16 protein-coding genes are annotated in these 21,591 nt (G+C 66.3%); 9 read left to right on the top strand and 7 right to left on the bottom strand.

Annotation, left to right across the window (positions count from 1 at the left end):
• The first annotated feature begins 23 nt into the window (after positions 1–23).
• From ABC419_RS13105 to ABC419_RS13070, 8 genes are all read left to right on the top strand, one after another.
• The gene (locus ABC419_RS13105; protein ID WP_412877195.1) at positions 24–746 is read left to right on the top strand and encodes a TorF family putative porin; all 723 of its coding nucleotides are present in this window, start codon (positions 24–26) and stop codon (positions 744–746) included.
• On the top strand, positions 746–1,336 hold the full coding sequence (gene kdpC, locus ABC419_RS13100) for a potassium-transporting ATPase subunit KdpC (RefSeq protein WP_412877196.1): 591 nt from the start codon (positions 746–748) through the stop codon (positions 1,334–1,336). Before ABC419_RS13105 ends, kdpC begins: the two co-directional genes overlap by 1 nt.
• Complete coding sequence (locus tag ABC419_RS13095) at positions 1,333–4,002, top strand: DUF4118 domain-containing protein (protein ID WP_412877197.1); 2,670 nt, start codon at positions 1,333–1,335, stop codon at positions 4,000–4,002. Before kdpC ends, ABC419_RS13095 begins: the two co-directional genes overlap by 4 nt.
• A gap of 10 nt (positions 4,003–4,012) precedes the next feature.
• The gene (locus ABC419_RS13090) at positions 4,013–4,702 is read left to right on the top strand and encodes a winged helix-turn-helix domain-containing protein (protein WP_125901616.1); all 690 of its coding nucleotides are present in this window, start codon (positions 4,013–4,015) and stop codon (positions 4,700–4,702) included.
• 73 nt (positions 4,703–4,775) lie between these two features.
• On the top strand, positions 4,776–5,285 hold the full coding sequence (locus ABC419_RS13085) for an RNA polymerase sigma factor (protein WP_200166529.1): 510 nt from the start codon (positions 4,776–4,778) through the stop codon (positions 5,283–5,285).
• Positions 5,275–6,246 carry a FecR family protein gene (locus ABC419_RS13080; RefSeq protein WP_412877198.1) on the top strand — a complete coding sequence of 324 codons (972 nt, stop codon included), beginning with the start codon at positions 5,275–5,277 and terminating at the stop codon, positions 6,244–6,246. Before ABC419_RS13085 ends, ABC419_RS13080 begins: the two co-directional genes overlap by 11 nt.
• A 97-nt stretch (positions 6,247–6,343) precedes the next feature.
• The gene (locus ABC419_RS13075; protein WP_412877199.1) at positions 6,344–9,496 is read left to right on the top strand and encodes a TonB-dependent receptor; all 3,153 of its coding nucleotides are present in this window, start codon (positions 6,344–6,346) and stop codon (positions 9,494–9,496) included.
• Positions 9,497–9,509: 13 nt separating this feature from the next.
• Complete coding sequence (locus ABC419_RS13070) at positions 9,510–10,847, top strand: purple acid phosphatase family protein (protein WP_368924780.1); 1,338 nt, start codon at positions 9,510–9,512, stop codon at positions 10,845–10,847.
• Between the two features lie 73 nt (positions 10,848–10,920).
• Here the strand turns inward: ABC419_RS13070 and ABC419_RS13065 are convergent, their stop codons facing one another.
• The 3 genes from ABC419_RS13065 to ABC419_RS13055 form a co-directional block, all read right to left on the bottom strand.
• On the bottom strand, positions 10,921–13,968 hold the full coding sequence (locus tag ABC419_RS13065; protein WP_289648040.1) for a TonB-dependent receptor plug domain-containing protein: 3,048 nt from the start codon (positions 13,966–13,968) through the stop codon (positions 10,921–10,923).
• A gap of 196 nt (positions 13,969–14,164) precedes the next feature.
• Positions 14,165–14,959 carry a LytR/AlgR family response regulator transcription factor gene (locus tag ABC419_RS13060; protein WP_412877200.1) on the bottom strand — a complete coding sequence of 265 codons (795 nt, stop codon included), beginning with the start codon at positions 14,957–14,959 and terminating at the stop codon, positions 14,165–14,167.
• On the bottom strand, positions 14,956–16,062 hold the full coding sequence (locus ABC419_RS13055; RefSeq protein WP_412877201.1) for a sensor histidine kinase: 1,107 nt from the start codon (positions 16,060–16,062) through the stop codon (positions 14,956–14,958). The genes ABC419_RS13060 and ABC419_RS13055 overlap by 4 nt, the downstream gene beginning before the upstream one ends.
• Positions 16,063–16,259: 197 nt before the next feature.
• Here ABC419_RS13055 and ABC419_RS13050 point away from each other — a divergent pair, with 197 nt between their 5' ends.
• Positions 16,260–16,676, top strand: a complete 417-nt coding sequence (locus ABC419_RS13050; RefSeq protein ID WP_412877202.1) for a winged helix DNA-binding protein — start codon at positions 16,260–16,262, stop codon at positions 16,674–16,676.
• Here the strand turns inward: ABC419_RS13050 and ABC419_RS13045 are convergent.
• From ABC419_RS13045 to ABC419_RS13030, 4 genes are all read right to left on the bottom strand, one after another.
• Positions 16,673–16,927, bottom strand: a complete 255-nt coding sequence (locus ABC419_RS13045; RefSeq protein ID WP_200166542.1) for a hypothetical protein — start codon at positions 16,925–16,927, stop codon at positions 16,673–16,675. The two genes, ABC419_RS13050 and ABC419_RS13045, sit on opposite strands and share 4 nt — an antisense overlap.
• Positions 16,924–17,667 carry a response regulator transcription factor family protein gene (locus ABC419_RS13040; RefSeq protein WP_412877203.1) on the bottom strand — a complete coding sequence of 248 codons (744 nt, stop codon included), beginning with the start codon at positions 17,665–17,667 and terminating at the stop codon, positions 16,924–16,926. Before ABC419_RS13040 ends, ABC419_RS13045 begins: the two co-directional genes overlap by 4 nt.
• A 287-nt stretch (positions 17,668–17,954) precedes the next feature.
• Entirely contained in the window at positions 17,955–19,376 is a 1,422-nt protein-coding gene (locus ABC419_RS13035; protein WP_412877204.1) for a YncE family protein, read from the bottom strand.
• 18 nt (positions 19,377–19,394) lie between these two features.
• Positions 19,395–21,503 carry a TonB-dependent receptor domain-containing protein gene (locus ABC419_RS13030; protein WP_412877205.1) on the bottom strand — a complete coding sequence of 703 codons (2,109 nt, stop codon included), beginning with the start codon at positions 21,501–21,503 and terminating at the stop codon, positions 19,395–19,397.
• Positions 21,504–21,591: the final 88 nt, after the last annotated feature.

Genomic DNA, 21,591 nt, shown 5'->3' with positions numbered 1-21,591 from the left:
CCTGAGGCGCAAGGAAAACCATCATGCGTAAACGTAAGAAACTCGACGGTTCGGACCTCAACAACGCCCTGGTGGGCGGAGCCTGTCTGGTCGCCGTCATCACCCTGGGTCTGTGCACGGCGCCCACGGACGCCAAGGCTCAGAACGTGGCCCTCAACGCCGCCGTCGCCACCGACTACGTCTTCCGGGGCGTCAGCCAGAATGAAGGCGATCCGGCGATCTCGGCCGGGGTGGATGCGACGCAAGGCGTCTTCTACGCTGGAGCCTGGGCCGGGAATGTCTCCTTCGCCGGAGACGCCGAGATCGACCTCTATGCGGGCGTTCGCCCTGCGTTCGGCGGTTTTGACTGGGACTTCGGCGTGGTCAGCTACTTCTACGCCGGCCAGCCGAACGGCGCAGACTATGACTATGTCGAGCTGAAGGCCGCCGCTTCGCGCGCGGTCGGCCCGGCGACGCTGGGCGCGGCGATCTACTATTCGCCGGACTTCTTCGGCGCGTCCGAGGACGAGGCGACCTATGCCGAGATTAATGCGGCGATCAGCCCGGCCGACAAATGGATGCTCTCGGCGACGTTGGGGCGCCAGTGGGTGTCGTCGGACTTCGACTACACGACCTGGAACCTGGGCGCGGCCTATCAACTGACGGAGCGGCTGGGCCTGGACGTCCGCTATTTCGACACTGACGAGCACGGCTTCGGCACCGCCTATGACAGCCGCGTCGTCGCCAGCCTGAAGGCGAACTTCTGATGCTGAACCATATTCGCCCGGCGATCGTCATGATCGCCCTGTTCACCGGCGTTCTGGGCGTCGGCTATCCGTTGGCCGTGACGGGCGTAGCCCAGGCGGCCTTTTCGGATCAGGCGAACGGCAGCCTGGTTCGCGACAAGGAGGGGCGAGTTGTCGGCTCGGCCCTGGTCGGCCAGACGTTCGCCGCGCCGGGGTATCTGCATCCCCGGCCGTCGGCGGCGGGTGACGGCTATGACGCTTCGGCCTCATCCGGCTCCAACCTCGGCCCGTTGAACCCCGATCTGATCGCGCGGGTGAAGACGGACACCGACGCCTTGCGAAGCGAGACGGGCGCAAAGGCCATTCCGGCCGACGCCGTGACAGCCTCTGCGTCGGGTCTCGACCCGCATATCTCTCCGGCCTACGCTGAGCTTCAGGCCGCCCGCATCGCCAAGGCGCGCGGCGTAGGGGAGGCGCAGGTGCGTGAAGTGATCCGACAGCATGTCGAAGACCGCACGTTCGGCGTACTGGGTCAGCCGCGGGTCAATGTGCTGCTGACCAATCAGGCGCTGGACGCTCGCCTCGGCCTTCTGACGACCGCGGGCGGATGACGTCGCCGATTCTCTCTACGGATCAGGCCCCGGCCGCCCCGCGAAAGCGTGGGCGGCTGAAGGTCTTTCTGGGCATGTCGCCAGGCGTCGGCAAGACCTATGAGATGCTGCGCGCCGCTCGGAGACGAAAGGCCGAGGGCGAGGACGTCGTCGTCGGCGTGGTCGAGACCCACGGCCGCAAGGAGACGATGAGCCTGCTGCGCGGGCTGGAAGTCATGGCCCGCAGGCCCATCGCCTATCGCGAACGGACCCTGCTGGAGTTCGACATCGACGCGGCCATAGCGCGCCGCCCGGACCTGCTGCTGGTCGATGAGTACGCCCACTCCAACGCGCCCGGTTCGCGCCATCCGAAGCGGTGGCAGGACGTGGAGGAGATCCTGGAGGCCGGGATCGACGTCTGGACCACGTTGAACGTCCAGCATCTGGAAAGCCTGTCGGACGTGGTGCTGCGCATCACGGGCGTCCGCCAACGCGAGAGCGTGCCCGACAGCGCCCTGTCGCGCGCCGACGACATCGAACTGGTGGACATCACCCCGGAGGAGCTGCGCAAGCGCCTGGCCGAGGGCAAGGTCTATGTGCCTGAGACGGCCCGGCTGGCCTCGGACAACTTCTTCAAGGTCGAGAACCTAACGGCCCTGCGCGAACTGGCGCTGCGCCGCGCAGCCCAGACGGTGGACGATCAGCTGACCGCCCGTCTGCGCGAACAGGGGGCGGCCGGGCCGTGGGCGGCGGGCGAGCGCATCCTGGTCCTGGTGGCCGGCGACGCCATGGCCGGCCCTCTGGTACGGACAGGGCGGCGCATGTCCGACATGATGATGGATGCCCCCTGGACCGTGGCTCATGTCGACCGGCCGTCTGGCGCGCGCCACGGCGTCGGCTCGGCGGGCAAACTGTCCGATGCGCTGAAACTGGCCGAGCAACTGGGCGGGCGCACCGTGGTTCTCAGCGGCGACGACGTGGTGCGCGCCATCATGGACCACGCTCACAACAACCATGTCACCCAGATCGTCTTGGCCAAGGGACGCGACAGCCGCCTGTCGGAGTGGCTGGGCCGGTCGCTGGCCGGCGAACTGTTGCGCCAGGCGCGCGGCGTCGCCATTCACGTCATCACCGACGAGATCGAGCCGCCGTCCAAGTCGCCGAAAGAGGCGCGCCTGAACCTGGCTGGAGGGTGGCGTGGTTACGCCGTCGGCGCGGCTTGTGTGGTCGCCGCCACGGGACTGGCCCTCTTGCTGGACCGGACCTTCGAGCGTGTGGACCTGGGCGTCATCTATCTGACGGCGGTGCTGGCGGCGGGCGCCCTCTATGGGCTGCGGCCCGCCCTGGCGGCGGCGACGGTCGCCTTCCTGACCTACAACTTCCTGTTCCTGCAACCGAAGTTCAGCTTCGCCATCGGGTCGCCGACGGACGTGCTGACCCTGATCGTCTTCTGGGGCGTGGCCCTGACGACTGGCGCGTTGGCGGGGCGGGTGCGAGAGCAGGCTAGGGCGGCTCAACGTCGCGCCTCGGCGGTGTCCGCTCTTCTGGCCGCCAGTCAGCGTCTGACCGGGATCGGTGATCGGAGCGAGGCGGCGCGCATCTTGGCCGAACAGACGGCCGCCGCCGCAGGGACCGGGGCGGTCGTCCTGCTGCCCGTCGATGGCGAACTGATCCTGACCGCCGGAGCGCCCGGCAAGCCCGAACTGGACGCCGAAGCCATGGCCGCCGCGCGCTGGGCCTGGGAAAAAGGCGAACCCGCCGGCCACGGCACCGGTACCCTGCCTCAGGCGCGCTGGACCTTCCGGCTTCTGCAAGGCGTGCGCGACCGGGCGGGCGTGGCGGGGATCGAGGCCGCCGCCCTGTCGCCGGGTTCTGACGAAGAGAAGCTGGCCCTGGCCCTGCTGGATCAGGGCGCGGTGGCGGTCGAGCGCGCCGACCTGGCCGGCCAGGCGGTCGAGACCGAGACCCTGCGCCGTACCGACCGTTTCCGGGGCGCGCTGATGAACTCGGTCAGCCATGACTTGCGGACGCCGCTATCGACGGTGCTGGGCGCCTCGACCACCTTGATCGACCTCGGCGACAAGCTGACGCCCGCCGTGCGCGCCGATTTGTTGTTGTCGATCCGCGAGGAGGCCGAGCGTCTCAGCCGCTATGTCGGCGACCTACTGGACATGACCCGGCTGGAGGGCGGGGGCCTGAATATCCGCGCCGACTGGATCGATGTGCGCGACGTGCTGAACGCGGCGAGCAAGCGGGTGGCGCGGCGTCTGGGGCAGCGCAGGATGACCCGCGACTTCCCGGCCCAGCTCAGTCTGGTCATGGTCGATCAGGGCTTGCTGGAACAGGCGCTCGTGAACATCCTGGAAAACGCCATCGCCTACAGCCCCGACGGCTCGACGGTCGAACTTGCCGCCTATGAAGACCGAGGGGCCGTGGTCATCTCCATCGAGGACGAGGGCAAGGGCATCCCGACCGCTGAACTGGAGCGCGTCTTCGACAAGTTTCGCCGCATGGAGGAGCCGTCAGACCGCACCAAGGGCGCGGGTCTGGGGCTGGCCATCGCCAAGGGCTTCGTCGAGGCCATGAACGGGCGTATCGCCGCCGCCAGCCCCCTTCAGGACGGAAAGGGCACTCGTATTCTGATCAGTCTGCCCAAGGCCGTCGTCACTCACCCGAGCCTGCTCTAGAGTCCGCACTATGGCTGCCGTTCGTCCTCAGATTCTCGTCATCGACGACGAGCCCCAGATCCACCGCTTCCTTTCCCCGGCGCTGGACGCCGCCGGCTATGAGCCGCGTCGCGCCGACAGCGGGCAGGAGGGCTTGCGCGGCATCGCCCTGTGGAACCCTGACGCCGTGGTGCTGGATCTCGGCCTGCCCGACATGGACGGCAAGGACGTGTTGGCTCGCGCCCGCGAGTTCTACGCCGGGCCGATCATCGTCCTGTCGGCGCGGGACAGGGAGGCCGAGAAGATCGCGGCTCTTGACCTGGGCGCCCATGACTATGTTGAAAAGCCCTTCGGCGTTGGTGAACTGTTGGCTCGGCTCCGCGCCAATCTTCGTCAGACCGTGTCTCGCCCCGAAGCAACCGGACCTCTAACGGCAGGCGAAGTGATCATTGACCTGGAGCGCCGTCTGATCACCCGCGCGGCTGCGGCCGTGCGGTTGACGCCCAAGGAGTACGACGTCCTGGCGCATCTGGCGCGTAATGCGGGAAAGGTAGTCGGTCATCGAGATTTGCTGACCGCCGTCTGGGGAAAGGCCCATGCTGAGGACACCCAGTATCTGCGCGTCGTGGTCGGCCAGTTGCGTCAGAAGCTGGAGGCGGACCCGGCCCAGCCGCGCCTGATCGCGACCGAACCGGGCGTGGGGTATCGGCTGAGCGTCTGAAGTACGCCAGCCGCGCCTTGTGATCTTTTCGTCGCGTCCATCGACTATAGACCCGCGCCTTGGGGGACGGCGTGTGACGAGTCACGAACAGGAAGTCGGACGGGCGCTGGTGACGCACAACCGGGCGCTGCTGGCCTATGTGCGACGACGGCTGGCGGTCGCAGGCGACGCCGAGGATGTGGCCCAGGAGGCGATGGTGCGCGTCCTGGCGCGGGCGCGCGAGACTCTGATCACCGATCCTTTGGCCTATGCGGTCCGTTCCGCTCGCAACATTCTGGTGGATCGAGCGCGACGGGCGCGCGCTGTGCCGATCGACGACCTGGACGCGGTTGAGCATCCCATCGACAGCGCGGCGACGCCGTTGGAAGCGCTGGACATGAGCGAGCGGCTGAAGCTATGCCAGAAGGCGTTGGAGGCCATGCCCCCTCTGCGGCGCGAGGTCTTCATCCGTCGTCGCGCGGGTGAGGAATCCTATGAAGCCATCGCTCGCGATCTTAAGCTTTCGGTCGAGGCGGTCCAGAAACACTACAGTCGCGCGGCCCAGATGCTGCGCCGGACGGCGGAGGGCCGCCATGTCGACTAAGAAGGTCCGTTCAAAGGATGATCGGGCGGCCGCCCTGTGGGCCGACGCGCGACGGGATCGGTCCTGGTCGTCAGAGCGCCAGGTGGAGCTTGATCGCTGGCTGGAGGGGGGAACGGATCGCGCCGCCCTGCTGCGACTTCATGAGGAACTGCTGGACGACGCCGCCGTAATCTGGGCGACGCAGCGAGCTGCTGTCGGGCGCGGCGCGACGAAACGCTCCAGTTTCGTGTGGAATTCGCGGCCCATGGCGCTTGCGGGCGTGACGGCGGCGCTGGCTTGTGTCGTGGCGGCAGGGGTTGTCTTGACCCCGCGCGGCGAGACGATAGTCGGCGTACATGGCGCGCCGCAGCCCGTCATTCTGGCGGACGGATCGGCCGTGCGTCTGAACGGCGAGAGTCGACTGCGAGTGGATCTGAGCGATCACGAGCGCCGTCTGCGTCTCAAGGGCGAGGGCTTCTTTGAGGTGTCGCCTGACAAGGACCGGCCCTTCTCGGTCGAGGTGGACGGCGTGCGTGTCACTGCTGTCGGCACCCGTTTCAATGTCGATCAGCGCCCAGACGCTGACGGGATTGCAGTTGAGGTGGTGGTGTTCGAAGGGCTCGTCGAGGTCCGCTCAAACCGAGGCATGTCCACGCTCGTTCATGCGGGCGAGCGGGCGACCGTGTCCGGGGGCGTGGTTCAGCGAGCGGCGTTGATGCGGCCTGAGGCAGAGACCGACATCCCTTCCTGGGCTAAGGGGTGGTTGGAATTCAACGAGGCCAGCCTGGCCAGCGTGCTTCAGGATCTGGAGCGCGCCAGCGGCGTTAAGGTGGAACTGGCCGACCCCGCCGCAGGGCGTGTCCTGGTCAGCGGTCGCTTCGCCTATGATCAGCCCGAGAACGCCCTAGCCGCCATTGTGCGGCTGCATGGTCTGACGCTGACCCGGAAAGGGTCGGACCGCTTCGTCATTTCGAAAGCTTAGGCGACCGTCAGAGCAAGTTTTCATGACAGGTGTCAGGACTGCCGGGGCCGCCGTCTAACCCCGTATCGATCACGTTCGATCGCTGGGGATTCATTGAATGCGCATCCACAAGACAAGCCTTCTGACGGCGGCCGCCATCGCCGTTCTGGCCTCCGCCGCCGCGCCCGCCTACGCTTGGCAGTCGTCGCCCGCCATCGAGGCGCGGACCGCCATTTCCATACCGGCCCAGGATCTGGGCCGCGCGCTTCAGACGCTGTCGCGTGAGACGGGGCTGCAGATCGTTTTCGATCCGGCCCTGACACGCGGCCGCATATCCAACGCCGTGTCCGGCTCTATGACCCCGCGCGAGGCCCTGCGTCGCATGATCGCCGGGGCGGGCGTCGAGGCGCGCGAAGTGCGTGGCGTGTTGACCCTGACGCGTCAGACAGCCCAGGCGGAGGGGGTGTCCGAGGATGTTTTCGAGGTCGAGCAGGTCGAGGTGGTCGGTTATGCGGCGGGCCTGCGTCGTTCGCTGGACGCCAAGCGCCGGGCCGACTTCATCTCGGACGTCATCAGCGCCGACGACATGGGCGACCTGCCGGCTAACAACGTAGCCGAATCCCTGTCGCGCCTGCCGGGCGTCAACGCCGTGCGCAATCATACGACGGGCGAGGGCGATCGCATCACCATCCGCGGCCTGTCGACCGAACTGAACAACTACACCATGAACGGTGTCCGCATGGGCGGGGCGGGTTCGCGTGACGACAACTTCTATCGCGGCGTCCGCCTCAGCTTTCTGCCGCCGGAAGGCATCGACTCGATCACCGTCATCAAGAGCCTGACGCCGGACCGGGACGGCGACGCCCTGGGCGGGACGATCGATATCCGCACGCCGACGGCCTTCGATCATGACCCGGTCTATGGCGTCCTGTCGGCCTCGGCCGGGATGCTGGACAAGTTCGACGACGAGAAGTCGGGTGAGGTTTCCGGCTCGTTCGGTCGCCAGTTCAACGACAACTGGGGCCTGTTCGTCACCGGCAGCTGGTCGCGCCGCAAGTCGCAGTTCGAACAGAACGGCGTGGACGGCGATAACCAGCCCCCCGTCTGGTACGCTGACAGCGAGACCATGGGGTGGGACACCGACAGCTTCGTCATGCGGGGCATGAATCTGGGCTTCGGCGAGACCGAGGTGGAGCGGCGCGGCCTGAACGCCAGCCTGGATTATCGCGGCGCGGATCATGAATTTCATCTGCGCGGCCAGTTCAACGAGTACACTCAGGACGAATTCGGCAACCGCTTGAACTTCCGCAACGATACGGGGCGTAACTCGACCCGCCTGAGCCAGGTCGACAAGGCGATGACCGGCTTGGCCCGTCCCGAGGACATGATCGTCGGCACGGACGCCGCGCTGGGGAACATCTACGGCTATACGACAGCCCAGATCGTCGATCAGGACGGCGACGGCCGGATCACCGACAAGGATCGCAAGACGCGCTCCTATTATACGCTGGACGGCGCCTCGGGGGCCTGGGATCCGCAGGGCTTCCGCCTGCGCCGATTCTGGGAAGGCTCGCGCGAGACCGGGTCGCTGATGTCGGTCAACTTGGGCGGCGTCAGCCGACTGGGCGACTTCACCGTCGATTACGACCTGTCCTACGCCAAGTCCGAGGACAATATCGACGACAGCTATGAGATGGAGTTCCGCAGCGACAAGTACGGCTGGCTGGGCAACAAGGGCGTCGATGTCGTCAACTTCGGCGACAGCCGCTTCCCCAAATGGGTGCTGAACGACGCCGGGATGGCGGCGATCCACGACAACAGCCAATATGACTTCGCTGGTTTGTCGGGCGAGGTCGGCGGGGCTCAGGAAGAGCTGTGGCAGGGCCAGTTCAACGTCGAATGGCGCCCGGTCTCGACCTGGCTGGAAGCGATCAAGACGGGCGGCAAATACTACAGCTCCAAGCGCTCGACCTATAACGGCGAGTTCATGGATCTGGACGCCAGCGGCGCCCTGGCCGACTTCTCGCGCTTCTACGGCAAGGAGGTCGCCAGCCTGTTCGACGGCGAGTACTCCGGTCTTTATCGCCTGGGCACGGTGATCGACAACGGCGCCATGCTGGCCGAACTGCAGCGCGCCATGGCGGGTGACAGCGACTTCTTCGACGGCTTCGCCACCGACCCCGGCAACGCTGAGCTGAGCGGCGAGGACAGCTTCACCTTCAAGGAGGATATCTTCGCCGGCTACCTGATGGCGACGGCCCGTTTCGGCCAGGCGCAGATCATCGGCGGGGTCCGCGTCGAGAGCACCAACAACGAGATCGACGCCTATATCCTCGACGAGGTTCAGGGCGCGCACTTCGCTACGGACAAGAGCGACTTCGTCAATGTTCTGCCGTCTATCCATCTGAACTATGACCTGGACGACCGGACCCGCGTCCGCGCCGCCATCTGGACCAGCTTCGCCCGGCCCGACATCGCCCGCATGTCCTCGGCGCGCGAGTACGGCTACGACAGCGACCCGGATGGCGACGGCAAGCTGAACCCCAAGAACGAATGGGTGCTGGTCGCCGTCGAGCAGGGCAACCCGGACCTGAAGCCGATGAAGGCGATCAACTACGACCTGTCGGTCGAGCGTTACAACGGCGACACCGGCGCCTATTCGCTGGGCCTGTTCTACAAGGACATCGAGAACTTCCTGTACCGTTCCTCGTCCTCGAACATCCGTGACGGGACGGCGGGCGTGAACGTCGGCCCCGATGGCGTGACCGTCTCCATGCCCAACAACGGCAAGTGGGCGCGGGTCTATGGCGTCGAGGTGAGCGCCCAGCAAATCTTCCACTGGCTGCCGGGGCCGCTGTCGGCGCTTGGCGCCAGCGTCAACCTGACGCTTCAGAATTCGGAAGCCGAGACCGGCATTTCCTGGCACCCGCAGGGCTACACCCTGCCGCTGATGGAGACGCCCGAGGCGGTCGCTAACATCCAGGTCTTCTGGGAACGCAACGGCTGGGAAGCCTACGCCGCCTACAGCTACCAGTCGGAATTCCTGGAAGGCATCCAGGACTTCGGCAACAATCCGTATGAGCAAGACTATGAGTTCGTGGACCTGAATGTCCGGCGCAAGCTGTGGAAGGGGGCGACCGCCTCGCTGCAGGTTCAGAACCTCTTCGACAACCACACCTACTGGTACACGGCCGGGGCGAGCACGGGCGCCAGCCGGGCCTACATCAAGAACGGCCGGTCGATCTCGCTCGGCCTGACCTACGTCTTTTGATCGGGGCAGGAACATGAAAGCGACTTTTGCCCTGATGCTCGGGGCCGCGCTTGCGGCCGTGGGCGGACAGACGATGGCGCAGACGGCCGAGCGTCCGCTGCGGCCTGAGCCCTTGCCGGCCCAGGCTTCGGATCGGCCGGTGGTCCCGCCGACGGCCCAGCCGGAGCGGATCATCCTGAACCTGACCGCTGACCCGGCGCATGAGATGGCCGTAACCTGGCGCACTGCGCCCGGCGCTATCGGCTATGTCGAATACGCCGAGGCTCAGGACGGCCCGGACTTCGTCAAGGAAGCGGTGCGCGTGACTGCCGTCACCGACGATGCGACTATCACCGTGCGCGAGGCGTCCCAGTTCCACGCAGCCTATCACTCGACGGTGCTGAAGGGGCTGAAGCCGGACGCGGTTTACGCCTATCGGGTCGGCGACGGCATGCTGTGGTCGGAATGGCTGCAGTTCCGCACGGCGGCGGCGACGGCTGAGCCCTTCACCTTTCTCTATATGGGGGACATGCAGAACAACATCCTCAGCGAGGCGTCTCGCACCCTGAGGATGGCCTTCCGCAAGGCCGGGGACGCCGCCTTCGTCATCCATGCCGGCGACCTGATCAACCGGCACGACAGCGACAACGAGTGGGGCGAGTGGTTCGCCGCCGGCGGCTTCCTCTACGCCCAAACGCCGCAGATGCCGACGCCTGGCAATCATGAGTATGGCCGCGGCCCGGTGCTGAACCCTCAGTGGCGGCGACAATACACCCTGCCGGAAACCGGCCCGGCGGGCGTCGAGAAGCTGAAGGAGACGGCCTGGACCGTTGACTATCAGGGCCTGCGCCTGATCTCGGTCGACGCCCCCCTGTTCCACGGCGACGAGGCCATGCGCGCCGAGATGGTGCGCTGGCTGGACGGGCTTCTGGCCGACAATCCGAACCGCTGGACGGCGCTGTTCCTGCATTTCCCCCTGTTCTCGATTGACCCCGATCGGGACAACGCCAGGGTGCGCGACGCCCTGAAGCCGCTGATCGACAAATACGGCGTCGATCTGGTGCTGCAGGCCCACGACCACGGCTATGCGCGCGGCGCCATCGGGACGGGCCGCATGGGCAATCCGGGGCCTGACCATCCGTCCGACCAGGGTTCGACCTACGTCGTCTCGGTCGCCGGGCCGAAGATGTACCCGGTCGCCGATCTCGGCTGGGCCACGCACTCGGCCTCGCGCACCCAGACCTTTCAGACGCTGGATGTTTCGCCCGAAGCCATTGTCTATCGGGCGTTCACCGCAACGGGCCGCGAAGTTGACGCCTTCCGCCTGACAAAAGGCGCAGACGGCGTGGCGCGCGTCGAGACCCTCAGATAGGGCGCAGGGCGGTCCGTGATTGAAGAAGGGCCGAGCTTGCGCTCGGCCCTTCCTGTCTTTGGTAGTTCAGCGATCAGAAGCTGAAGCGGAATCCGCCGTAGAAGCGACGTCCCAGACCGTCATAGACCTCCGGGAAGGTGGTCCAGCCGGTGGACTGGCCGATGTCGCCGTTGGTGCCCGCGACGAACATGTATTCGTCGAACAGGTTGTCGACGCCGGCATAGACGCTGATGCGCTCCGACACGTCATAGCGCACCTGGGCGTTGACGAAGGTCATCGACGGCAGCAGCGATTCCAGAGCCGGGTTGAAGAAGCCCACATCCGCCTCGCCGACATACTGCACGCCCATGGAGACCTGCAGCGGGCCACGCGAGTACAGAAGGTTCAGCATCGCTTCATGATCGGGCGAGCCGACCGTTCCGGCGAAGGTCTGCGGCGCGGCGCCCGGGAAGGCGGTCGAGCTGAAGTCCAGCAGGTGGCTGTAGGACAGCGATGCGGCGAACTGCCCCAGATCGCCCGAGCGACCGGCGAAGACGTCATTCAGGTCGAAGCCGTAGCTGGCCTTGACGTCCACGCCTTCGATGTTGATCTCGGCCAGGTTCAGGTTGCGGATGTTGACGAACTGCAGGGCGCCGACCGAGGCGCCGCCGCTGAACCGCTGGATGCCGCCGCAGAACGGCGAGCTCGGATCATACGACGCCGTGTTCTCGTAGCAGCGGTTCACCGAGACCTGACGGCCGTAGGTGCCGACGCCGTCTTCGATCGAGATGTCATAGTAGTCCGCCGACACCGACAGGCGCGACCACCAGTCGTTCCAGCGTGGATTGAACAGGAAACCGACCGTGAAGGTCTTGGAGGTTTCCGGCGTCAGATCCGGGTTGCCGGTGTTGAAGCCCGACACGCCCTGGAACTCGGGCTGGGTCAGGGCGAAGCCGCCGTCACGGGCGACACGCGCGGCCACCGCCGGGTCGAGCATGCAGGCCTGCGCCACCGCGTCGCCGATGGTCGAGGCGTCGACGCCGCTGCCCAGGACGACCGTGGGGTCAGCGATGTTGGAGCGGGTGTTGAGGAAGGCTGCCTGACCGCCGCTCAGGGTGACGCCTTCGCAGGGGTCGCCGACTTGCGGGAAGGTCTGCGAGCCGGGATTGAACAGCTCATTGATGTTCGGGGCGCGCACGGCGACCGCGTACTGCGAGCGCAGCTTCAGCCACTCGGTCGGCAGATACTCGACCGAAGCAGCCCAGGCCGTGGTCGAACCGACGGTGCTGTAGTCGGACACGCGACCGGCCAGGTTCAGGTCCAGGGATTTCGCGAACGGCAGGTCCGCCAGCAGCGGGATGCGCAGTTCGGCGAAGGCTTCGACGACATCGAACGCGCCGCGGGTCTCGGGCGTGATGTTGCCGGTGGCCAGGCCCAGCTGGGTCAGCGGGTCGGGAGTCGAGCGGGCCGATTCCTCGCGGTATTCGGCGCCGACGACGAAGCCGATGTCGCCGGCCGGCAGAACGCTGGGGACATTGCCGCTGACGAAGCCGTTGACGATGTACTGCTCCTGATAGGCGTCCAGGCTGGTGGCGGCGGTGAAATATTCTGCCGCTTCTTTCGAGATGCCGCCTTCTTTGAAGATGAAGACGGGCAGGCAGCCCTGAGCCCGGGCGGCGGTGTCGCGGCAGACGGTCTCGCCGCCGACGACCACGGCGTCCAGCGCCTGGCGGAAGCGGGAGGTCATGATGTCGCCGTTCGAACGTTGGTCGTAATCCGAACGACCGTAGTTCATGCTCAGCTCATAGTTCAGATTGGGCGTCAGTTCGCCCTCGAAACCGAGCACCAGGCGGGCCATCGCCCGTTCCGATTCATTGCCGCGGTTACCCACGTCGTTGATCCGGCGACGGAAACCGACCACCAGGTCGTCGTCGGCGATACCCGGATGCTGGGCGCGCACGGCGTTGGCCAAGGCCGTCGGCACGATGGCGCTGGTGATCGGCACGCCGTAGCGGCACTCGTTGTCGCCGTCGCCGTCGAAGTCGCGGCAGTCAGGCAGTTGGTCGATGCCGAACTGGTCCTGATAGATGGCCTCCGAGCCGACCGGGTTGCCCTCGATTTCGCTCGAGGTGCGGCCGTGGAAGATCGACATCTCCGAGAAGAAGCGGTGATTGTCGTTGATGTCGTAGGTCAGTTGGCCGTTGAAGCGGATCTGCTCTTCCGGCACGAAGAGCTGACGCTCGCCCGAGCGGTTATAGCCGAACCCGGCGTTGGTGTAGGGGACGACCGCGCCGGAGTCGTCGACCACGCGGGTCAGGTTGCCGGCGCCCACGCGCGGGACCAGGGCCGTGCCGCGCGGGATGAAGGACGAGAAGACGCCCACATTGTGCTGGCGCGCCGTGGTCGCGGCGGCGTCGATGCACATCTCGCGGTCACAGCGGTCGCGGCCATAGACCGAGCCCGTCCGCCGCCACCCCAGGGCGCCGACGAAGTTGCCGCGATCATCGGCGAAGTTGGAGCCGAACTTCAGGCCGATCTTGAAGTTCTCGTTGTCGCCGCGCTCGGTGATGCCGCCCTGCGCCGACAGCTCTAGGCCTTCGAAGTCCTTCTGGGTGATGATGTTGATGACCCCAGCCAGGGCGTCCGAGCCGTAAACGGCCGAGGCGGCGCCGGTCACCACGTCGATGCGGTCGATGAAGTCGGTCGGGATGGTGTTGAAGTCGACGATCTGGCTGCCGACGATGCCGGCCACATGCCGGCGGCCGTTGACCAGAACCAGGGTGCGGTTTTCGCCCAGGCTCCGCAGATCGACGGTGGTGACGCCGTTGTTGGCGGTCGAGAAGGTGGTGGTCGTCGGGGTGAAGGTCGACACCCCGGCCTCCGGCAGGGTGCGCAGGATGTCGCCGGTGTTCATCTGGCCCGTGGCCTCGATGTGCTGGGCGGTGATGACCGAAACCGGAACCGGGGAATCCTGGTTCGGACGGGCGATACGCGAACCGGTGACGACGATCTCGCCGACCGTGGTGGGCTCGGCGTTGTCAGGCGTCTGCGACGCTTGGGCCATGACCGGCGCGGCCGCGACCAGCGCCCCTCCGACGATGGTGGTGGCCAGCAGTCGCCGGCGGAAAAGGTGAGTTCGCAAGATCAATGCCCTCCCGACGCATCCTTGGGATGCGGAGTGTTCGTAAGAATGCTCATTGTCGAACTGGCGACTCTGGAGCAGTCAAACAGTACTCAAGGGGTATGCCTGGGCAACGATGGAATGTGTCTAATCTATGTTATGTCGATGTCTGGCGTCAATTTCGACACAACAATACAAATTGCAGATATGCAAATACTTATACTGAATTGACCTGTCGCCATGGCTTGATGTTCATGGCTTGAGATAACTGGTCGACGTAGCTGGGTCCGACCGTGATTTCTCTTCCATCGGCAAGAGACAAGGTCAGCTTGCGTCCGCCGCGCCGACGCATTCCCCGGACGAAGGCCAGGTTGACGATGATCGAGCGGTGGCAGCGCATGAAGCGGGCGGGGTCGATTCTCTGCTCCAGGGCGCTGATGGTGTCGCGCACCAGATAGGCGGCGCCGCGGGTGTGCAACTCGACGTAATCGCCCTGGGCCAGGATGTGATCCACCTCGTCCAGCGGTTGACGATACAGGCCGTCGGCGCGCCGAATCCAGATTTCGGTTTCATGCAGGGACGGTTCGGCCGTCTGCTGGAGCGAGGCGACCAGTGTCTGAAGTTCGGTGAAGCGCTGGTCCGAGTTGCGGGCGTCCAGCCGCGCCCGCGCGCGGCGGATCGCGGCGCGCAACCGTTCGAAGTCGAAAGGCTTGGTCAGATAGTCGGCTGCATTCAGTTCAAACGCCCGTACGGCATGCTGTGTGAAGGCCGTCACGAAGACGACTTCGGGAACGGGATCGTCGGCCCGCAGCCGCATCACCACGCCCAGGCCGTCCAGCCCGGGCATCTGAATGTCCAGGATGGCGACGTCCGGCTTCAGCTCGCGAATAAACTGCAGCGCCTCCTCGCCCGAGCGGGCGGCGGCGATCAGCTCGACCTCGGGAATGCAGGCCAGGGCCTGTCTCAGGCGCGCCAGGGCCAGGGGCTCGTCATCGGCGATCAGCACCCTCATGCGGCGACCTCGAACGGGAGTTCGACATCCACGCGCCAGCCGCCCTCGGCGCCGGGGCCGTATCGCAGCGAGGCATCGGGGCCGTACAGCAGGTGCAGGCGGCGCCCTGCATTCGCCAGGCTGCGACCCAGGCCGCTGGTGCAGGCGGCGGCGGGGCCGGGCCCGTCGTCGGCGACCCACAGTTTCAGCCGCTCTCCGTCGCGGCGGGCGCCGACCTCCAGCATCACGGGGGACAGGGATTGGGCCAGGCCGTGCTTGACGGCGTTCTCGACGAAGGGCTGCAGGATCAGACTGGGCACCATCGCCTTCATGGCCTCCGGCTCCAGCCTCAGCCGTCGGCGCAGACGATCTGGAAAGCGGATCTCCTCGATGTCGAGATAGCGCCCCTGGCTGTCGATCTCGTTCTCCAGCCGCACCAATTCGCGCGGCGCGGCGGCCAGGGTGTGCTTCAGGAAGTCGGCCAGTCGCACCAGGGTCCGGTCGGCTTCCTCGGCACGGCCCTGGCTGATCAGGCTGGAGACGGAGTTCAGGGTGTTGAACAGGAAGTGCGGCTGGATCTGCAGCCGAAGGGCGGCCAGTTGCGCCTGCTGCGCGGCGGCTTGGGCTTCTGCCGTACGCGCCTGCTGGCGACGCAGATTGTCGCCCGCCACCATGACGGCGCACAGGGCGGACCAGGTCATGATCGGCCACAGGAAGGAAATGTAGGTGGAGATCACATTGCGCGGGTGCAGGAAAAACTCGTCGCTGGAGACGTGATAGTCCGTCAGTAATCGGAAATAGGTCGCGTTCAGCACGGTGTGGATCAGGCAGACCGCCAGGCCCAGCGCCGCAGCGCGCCAGAACCAGGCGAAGGCGCGGGTCTCCGTCAGGCGGCGCAGGATGATCCACATTCCCAGGGTCAGCACTATACCCGTGCCGAGGCTGGCCAGCCGGGCCAGGACGACTCCATCCAGTTGATTGAAGTCGGACGGAGAAATCAGCGAGCGGGCGCTCAACTGCAGGGCGTTGATGGTCCAGAAGACGACGGTTAGCACGACGACTGTGCCGTCCAGCCGCGTGAAGAGCCAGGGCCGCGCCTCGAAGTCGTCGTCGTGTTCGGTCATCGTTTCTCCTGTCGGGTGACAGAAGCATCAACTTCGGGCCAAGCGCAAAGGCGAGGCGGCGAAGCGGTCGCTTAGCGCGACGAAATGCGCTCTCTGTCGCGACGGAGCGACGATGAAATCGACCAACAGGCCGTTTGGAGCGGTCGGAGGCGTATTTTCAGCATCACAATGGCTCTCGAACGAGGAGAAGCCGCTGCATGACCGACGCCGCCGATCACATGACGCAGACTCTGTTGACGGCCCTGGCCGAAGTCGAGCGCGCGGCGCCCGGTCTGAGCCTCAGCCAACTGGTCATGTTTCTGCACGTCCGGCGTCAGGAAGGCGTCCGCATGACCGAACTTTCGTCCCTGTGCAGTCGAAACGACGCCGCCGTTTCACGCGGGGTGCGCGCCATGGCGGTCGAGGGCGAGCCGGGCTCCTTGGCGCCCGCTTATGGCTTGGTGGAGCTGTTGCGCGGAACGGACGGCCGCAGCCGGCATCTGGCCCTGACGGCGGAGGGCAATGCGCTGGCGGACCGGCTCAGCGCCATTCTCGCAGCGGAGCCAGGGGCCGATGGAGCGGCGAGCACGTCCGGCGCGCCGTCGACGATTGCGGAATGCTCAACCGCCGCTTAGTCGCGCGGCCAGCTCCGCTCGGGCGCGGGCGCGCGCGGCGTGTTGCGCGGCCGCCGATCGGCGAAGCGGATGTCGATGCGGCCGAAGTCCGGGCTGAGATCGGCCAGCGCGCGACGGATGCGGCTCTCCTGAGCCTTGGCGCCCAGATAGTCCTCGACTTCGTACTCGACGGTGATCACGGCCTTGCGTTTCATCAGCCGGGCGTTGTCGTCGCCGCCATCTGAACGCGCATCGGAGCGCAGGGCGCTCATGCCTGCACCAGATTGGCGTCGAAGCGATAGCCCTGACCCCAGACGTTCTGGATCGGCAAGGCGACGCCGGCGTCGGCCATCACCTTGCGCTTCAGGCGGCTGATCGCAGTGCGGATATGGCCGCGCGGATAGTCCCGCTCCAGCAGCAGGCCGTCGGCGTTGTCTGTGAAGGCGTTCAGCAGCGCCTGGTCGCGCCCCGTCAGCTTGATCGCACAGCCCGAAGGCGTGATCAGCGCCCGCTGAGAGGGCTTGAGCGCCCAGTCATGCGCCGCCGTCGGGCGGGGCGCCGAATCCAGTTCCGGCCGCCGGCGGATCAGGCGATGCAGCCGCGCCAGCACTTCGCGCGGTTCAGCCTCTCGCCCCACCAGATCGTCGGCCCCCATCTCAAGCACCAGCACCCGCTCCATCGTTTCGCCTTCGAGCGCGACCACCAGCAAGGGCGGCGCGTCTGCACGGTTCAACTGGCGAATGGCGGCCAGCGCCTCTGCGTCGGGCAGGCGTGCGATCAGCACGACCGCCTCGAATGTCTCGGCCAGCGGTTCTTCATCGTCATGCAGGCGGGCGGTCGAGCCGACCTCCATCACCTGGAAGCCTCGGCGTTCCAGATAGCCGCCCAGTTCGTGCGGTTCGTCGCCGTTCAGATCGATCAGCAGCAACGCGCGTGCGCGTCCTGTCCCGGCGGGCATGCTTGCGGTCGCGACATCAAGCAGTTCGTCTCGTCTTCCGGCGTTGATGTCCATGATTTCCCGCTCCCCAGGCGATGATGCTGATGGAGACAGGCTAGTCGCACTTGATGCGGCTTGGTCGCCGTTAGGGCGGATGTGGCCGAAAGCATGCGCTTTCGACGCGCTAAATCAACGATTGGTCGGTGGGGCCTGCGTTCCTGGGCCTCCATGTGCGACGTGGTACGGATGGCTTCCCGATTCTGATGACTTCACAGGCCGCTCGCTTCCAGATGATGAAAGGGCCCTTGCAGCGATTGCAAGGGCCCTTCTTTCAACGCCGACTTCGGGTCAGCGCGCCTGCATCACCTTGCGGGACGGATGCGCAGCACGGAGTCGTTTCCGTCCGTGGTCCAGCCGGACTTGACCGCGACATAGACGTTGCCGCGCCCATCGGTCGAGACGTGGTTCGCCACCGGCGGGGCGGGCAGGTTGGCGACGATGCGGCCGTCGACGTCCGTCACCGTCACCGTGCCTGCGCCGAAGGTGCTGACGAAGGCGCGACGCGACTTCGGCTCGAACACCACGTTCAGGGCGCCCGCGCCGACCGGGGTGTCGGCCACGACCGAACCGTCCGAACCGTTCAGCACCACCAGGTTGTCGGTGCCCTGGGCCGCGACGAAGATGCGGTCGGTCTGCGGATCGTGCGAGACGCCGATCACGCTGCGCGCGCCGGGCACGCGGAAGACGTTCAGCACGGTGTCGGCGGCGGCGTCGATGACCGCGACCTCATTGGTCGAGTTGGAGGCGACGTACAGGCGGCGCGCTTCGCGGTCATAGGAGACGCTAGCGGCCGAGAAGGTCTCGCCGCGCACGGTCGAGTCGATCTTGATGCGCTTGGCGACCGTCAGGGCGGCGGTGTCGAACACCACGACCTCGGGCTCGAAGGTGGCGCTGGCGTAGGCCTTGCCGTGCTCTTCGTCGATGACGACGTCGCGGGCGTGGTTGACCGTGCCGGGCTCGAACTGGCGCACCAGCGACAGGTCCGACTGGCGATAGACGGCCACCGTGTTCTGACGGCTGTTCGAGACCCAGACGGTGTCGTTGGCGTCATCGACCCCGACGCCGTAGACGGCGAAGACGCCGCCGTCCTGGGGCTGGCCGTCGCGGCCGGTGCGGCCCGGCGCGGCGGCCGGGGTGACGCGGGCCTCGACCGCCAGGGTGTCGGCGTTCAGGCGCAGCAGCTCCGACTGGCGCACCGGCGGGCGGCCGACCGCCGAGGTGGCGAAGACGGCGTTGCGCTTGGCGCTATAGGTGGTCTGGTACAGGCCGCGCGTGGGCTGGATGCTGGTGATCCGATAGGCCGCTTCATTCGACAGCGGCACGTTCGGCGAGATCTTCAGATCGGCCAGGACGGCGTTGTAGGGCGACTGCGACACCGCCACGATCGGGTGGTTGCCGGGCTGGGCGTTCGCGGGCAGCGTCAGGCGCGCCTCGAAGCCGCCCTCGGCGTTGGCCGTGATCGGGCCGGTCGACAGCGGCGTCTGGCCGTACATCAGGACGATGCTTTGGCCCGGATGGAAGCCGCGGCCACTGGCCACGACCGGGCCGCCCGGCAGGACGGGCTTGCCGCGCTCGCCGGACGAGAAGCCGACCTGGCCGCCGTCCAGGCGCTCGGGCGCCGAGAACAGGGCCTGGGCCGAAGCCAGGGTCGGAACGGCGACGGCCGAAGCCGCCAGAAGCGCGCCGAGGGCGGCGCCGCGAAGGGATTTGCGTAGGGGGGTCATGATCGCAGTTTCTCCGGATCAGAAGCGGGTGGTCAGGCCAACGAAGAAGCGGCGGCCGGGCGAGTAGTAGCCGTCGCCGGCGGTGCCGCTGACCTTCTCGTTGAAGAGGTTGGAGACGCCGGCGCGCAGCGTTACCGTGTCGGACGCCTCATAAGCGGTGGTCAGGTCGAACTCGGTGCGGGCGTTGGTCAGGGTCGAGCCGCCGCTCAGCTGTTCGCCGGTGTACTGAGCCGACAGCATGACCCCCAGACGATCGGTCGCCCGCCAGTCCAGCGAGGCGTAACCCGACCATTCCGGCGTGGTGATCAGGCTGGCCCCGGTGTCCAGGTTCTTGGCCTCGATCATCCAGGTGGCGTTGCCGCGCAGGGTCAGATCATAGGGCAGGGCCGCAGAGCCGCTGAGCTCCAGGCCCTTGGTGCGGGCGCGCTGGACGTTCTCGTTCCGGGTCCACCACTGGCCCTGGTAATAGCCCAACGGCGCGTACTGGATCTTGTTCTCGAAATCCGTGTGGAAGTAGGTGGCGCCGAACTGATAGCTCCCGCTGTCATAGGCGAAGCCGAACTCGTAGCTGGTGCTTTCCTCGGGCTGGAGTTTGGGGTTGCCCGCCATCCAGCAACCGCCGCTCGTGTAGACGAGCGGATTGCCGGCGCCGTCCAGGATCGGATTGCCGTTCTTGTCCTTGGCGGCCATGCCGACCAGGCCGCGGCAGCCGTTGCCGCCGGAATAGGTCGCAGCGCCGGCGCTGTTTTCCTTCAAGGATGGCGCGCGGAAGCCCTGGGAAACACCGCCTCGCAGTGTCCAGGTCTCCGTTGGATGCCAGACCAGATAGGCGCGCGGGCTGAAGTGCTCGCCATACTTGTCGTGGCTGTCCAGGCGTCCGCCCAGGGTCAGCAGCAGGTTTTCTTTAATGGTGATCTGGTCTTCGGCGAAGATCGCCGCCGTATCGCCTTTCAGCGTGGCGCCGGTGATGACGTTGCCGTCAAAGTCGATCGGGCTTTTGCCGATGGTGTCGGTGTTGGTCAGCTCTTCTTGGCGATATTGAGCGCCGATGGCGAACTTGTGCTGCCAGATGAAGTTCTTCTCGAAGTTCCACAGACCGTCGACGATCCATTCGGAGAACTCGCCGTTGCCGCCTTCTTCCCCCATCGCCTTGTTCTCGAAGGCGTTGTGATAGAGGTCGAGACGGGTCTCGCCGAACGACCACTCGCCATCGTGACCCAGGCGGAAATTGGTACGCTCGATCTTGGAGCCGAAGCCCCACTGTGGGACGAGGGTGACGCCATCTCGACCCGGCACCATCAGCTTAGGATCGAGCGGTTCCTCGACGCCATAGTTGGCTTCGAAGGAGAAGTTCTGGTTCTCGATGGGCGTCCAGCTAAGCACGCCGTTCAGCGTCTTGTTCAGAACGCCGCCGGCGCCATTGGCGCCTGAGATGTTGACCTCGTCAGGATTTGTCCGGGCATAGGTCGCGCCCAGGCGCAGGCCCAGGGTTTCAGTGATGGGCCCTGTCACGTTGACACCCAACTGGTAGGCGTCGCCACGGTTGGAATCCTCGGACCAAGTGTAGCTGGTGTTGGCCGAGCCGCGCCACGTCGGCGCGATCTTGCGGGTGATGATGTTGATGACCCCGCCCATGGCGTCGGAGCCGTAGAGCGACGACATCGGGCCGCGCACCACCTCGATGCGCTCGATCATGTCGGGCGAGATCCAGTTCAGATCCTGGCGGCCCAGGTTGGGGCGGTAGGTGACGTCGCGGGCGTTGCCGACGCGACGGCCGTCCACCAGGATCAGGGTGTAGTTGTCCGGCAGGCCGCGGATGGTGATCTTGGACATTTCGCCTTCGGAGCCGATGCCGCCGTTCACGCCGGGTAGACGACCGAGCAGTTCGCCCAGGTTCTGGACCGGCTGACGTTCGATTTCCTCGCGGGTGATGACGCTGACCGAGGCCGGGGCGTTGCGGATGTCGACCGCCGAGCCCGAGGCGGTCACGACCACGTCGCTGACGGAGGTCGCCTGCGGGTCGACGCTCGAGAGGTCGGACGGAATCGTTTCGGCCAGGACCGGCGATGTGGCGAGCAGGGTGGTGGTCATCAGGCCCAGCCCGATGCGGCGTTTCGATAGGTGCATCTGCGCCCCCAAAGGCGTGCGTTGGCGGGCGACAGGCGCCCAGGGAGGGGAGGAAAGCTCGACCGTGCGAGCGGCTCGCTCCTAATAA

The organism is Brevundimonas phoenicis (assembly GCF_047237745.1).
GTDB lineage: Bacteria > Pseudomonadota > Alphaproteobacteria > Caulobacterales > Caulobacteraceae > Brevundimonas.
This window is presented reverse-complemented; position numbering and strand designations above follow the sequence as displayed.

Coding starts and splice junctions, on each gene's coding strand:
- ABC419_RS13105 (WP_412877195.1), top strand. CDS start 24: ATGCGTAAACGTAAGAAACTCGACGGTTCGGACCTCAACAACGCCCTG.
- kdpC (WP_412877196.1), top strand. CDS start 746: ATGCTGAACCATATTCGCCCGGCGATCGTCATGATCGCCCTGTTCACC.
- ABC419_RS13095 (WP_412877197.1), top strand. CDS start 1,333: ATGACGTCGCCGATTCTCTCTACGGATCAGGCCCCGGCCGCCCCGCGA.
- ABC419_RS13090 (WP_125901616.1), top strand. CDS start 4,013: ATGGCTGCCGTTCGTCCTCAGATTCTCGTCATCGACGACGAGCCCCAG.
- ABC419_RS13080 (WP_412877198.1), top strand. CDS start 5,275: ATGTCGACTAAGAAGGTCCGTTCAAAGGATGATCGGGCGGCCGCCCTG.
- ABC419_RS13075 (WP_412877199.1), top strand. CDS start 6,344: ATGCGCATCCACAAGACAAGCCTTCTGACGGCGGCCGCCATCGCCGTT.
- ABC419_RS13070 (WP_368924780.1), top strand. CDS start 9,510: ATGAAAGCGACTTTTGCCCTGATGCTCGGGGCCGCGCTTGCGGCCGTG.
- ABC419_RS13060 (WP_412877200.1), bottom strand. CDS start 14,959: ATGAGGGTGCTGATCGCCGATGACGAGCCCCTGGCCCTGGCGCGCCTG.
- ABC419_RS13055 (WP_412877201.1), bottom strand. CDS start 16,062: ATGACCGAACACGACGACGACTTCGAGGCGCGGCCCTGGCTCTTCACG.
- ABC419_RS13050 (WP_412877202.1), top strand. CDS start 16,260: ATGACCGACGCCGCCGATCACATGACGCAGACTCTGTTGACGGCCCTG.
- ABC419_RS13045 (WP_200166542.1), bottom strand. CDS start 16,927: ATGAGCGCCCTGCGCTCCGATGCGCGTTCAGATGGCGGCGACGACAAC.
- ABC419_RS13040 (WP_412877203.1), bottom strand. CDS start 17,667: ATGGACATCAACGCCGGAAGACGAGACGAACTGCTTGATGTCGCGACC.
- ABC419_RS13035 (WP_412877204.1), bottom strand. CDS start 19,376: ATGACCCCCCTACGCAAATCCCTTCGCGGCGCCGCCCTCGGCGCGCTT.
- ABC419_RS13030 (WP_412877205.1), bottom strand. CDS start 21,503: ATGCACCTATCGAAACGCCGCATCGGGCTGGGCCTGATGACCACCACC.